Here is a 1,594-nt window from a genome sequence, read left to right on the forward strand (position 1 = left end):
TCGCGATCTGGGAACGAGACGCCGACAAGGCCGGCGCAGCGCTGCAGCTTAAAGCGCAGGCGCTTTCTGGTCTCAAGATCGGTGACGAGCGCTCGCGCTGGGGCAATGCCCAAGTCGTCGTTGGAGGCCCGACCCCATGACCCTACTTTCCGCCATCAACGAAGTTTGCGACGTCGTTTCGCTCGACCAGTTCGAAAGCGTCTACGGTTCGAACGATCCGAACGCGCAAACGATGGTTGCGCTCGCCCAGGAAGCAGGCGACGAGATTGCACGCCGCGCCGACTGGCAGCGCATGCTGGCCACGCACACGGCCGCCGGCTCTCCTGAGAATCTGCCGGAAGATTACCAGCGTATGACGCCCGGTGGCGCCGTGCGGACCGGTGTGGGCGATTTCTTCCGCCCGATCACCAACAGCTCGCAATGGGCCGTCATTGTCGGCATCCCGTCCGCACAGCCGTATTTCTTCGTGAAGGGGCAGCAGATACTGTTTTACCCGGCCGCATCAGCCGTCGGCGCCGTCATCGACTATCTATCGAAGAACTGGGTTCTCCATGATCCGAGCGGCCCAGGCCCAACTTTAGATTCGGACGACGACACCACTCGCTTTCCTGAGCGCCTGCTCGTCAAAGGCATCGTCTGGCGTTGGAAGCGCCAGAAGGGGCTGGCCTACGAGGACAACCTCGCTGAATTCGAAGCGGACCTCGCCCAGGAAATCAACGCCGATCGAGGTGTCGCATGAAGATGGCAGTTCGCCCCGCGCGCATCGGGCAGAGCAATCGAGGCAGCGTCAGCATCGGGAGACAGCAGGTTTCCCAGCCGATCACCTATCCGGCGCCGAAGGACGGTCTCGTTACCACGGCAGATATGGCGTCTCAGCGCCCAGGCTCCGCGTCCGTCCTGCGCAATTTCTTCCCGACGCTCACCGGCTGCAAGATCCGCGGCGGCTCGCAGAAATTCGGTCTTGCTGTCGATGGCACGGATATCCTCAGTGCCTTCAAATACAAGTACGGCAGCATCGAGCGCCTGTTTATGGCTACGGCAACAGCCATTTACAACATGACCGCGCCGTCAGCGCCGCCAGCCACAACTGCGGCCGACGTGAGCGGACTCAGTGGCGGTGATTGGTGCGCCTTCCAGCATACCAACGCCGGCACCTCCTATCTCGTCTGCCTGAATGGCGCGAACAACCGGCAACTTTTCGACGGCAGCACCTGGACCACGTCACCGGCGATCACGTTCGTCGATGGCACGACGATGCTGCAACTCAACTATGGCTGGCTGTTCAAAAACCGTGAGTTCTTCCTGAAGAACGCAACGCTTGATGCCTACTATCTACCCCTCAACGCGGTGGGGGGCGCGGCAGTGGTGTTTCCGCTCGGCGGTGTCATGACAAAGGGCGGCTCGCTGCTGACCGGCGTCTCCTGGTCGCTTGAGAGCGGCGACGGTCTCAATGACATGTGCGTGTTCGTCTCGACCGAAGGCGAGATTGCCGTCTATCAGGGCGACGACCCGTCGAGCGCATCGACATTCGCTCTGAAGGGCGTCTACCAGATCGGCAAGCCGCTCGGAAAGAACGCGTGGATCAGGGCAGGGG

The 1,594-nt window shown here is 61.6% G+C and carries 1 protein-coding gene and 1 pseudogene; both read left to right on the plus strand.

What is annotated here, in order from left to right; translation table 11 throughout:
- The first annotated feature begins 136 nt into the window (after positions 1 to 136).
- Positions 137 to 739 carry a hypothetical protein gene (locus I8N66_RS37310; protein WP_291165584.1) on the plus strand — a complete coding sequence of 201 codons (603 nt, stop codon included), beginning with the start codon at positions 137 to 139 and terminating at the stop codon, positions 737 to 739.
- Positions 736 to 1,594, plus strand: a pseudogene (locus I8N66_RS37315) (hypothetical protein); the annotation flags it as partial. The gene I8N66_RS37310 and the pseudogene I8N66_RS37315, both read left to right, overlap by 4 nt.

Origin of the sequence: Ensifer sp. SSB1 (assembly GCF_016652895.1) — a bacterium.
In the GTDB taxonomy this organism is placed as follows: domain Bacteria; phylum Pseudomonadota; class Alphaproteobacteria; order Rhizobiales; family Rhizobiaceae; genus Ensifer.

Excerpts from the sequence above, each read along its gene's own strand:
- I8N66_RS37310 (WP_291165584.1), top strand. The coding sequence starts at position 137 with ATGACCCTACTTTCCGCCATCAACGAAGTTTGCGACGTCGTTTCGCTC.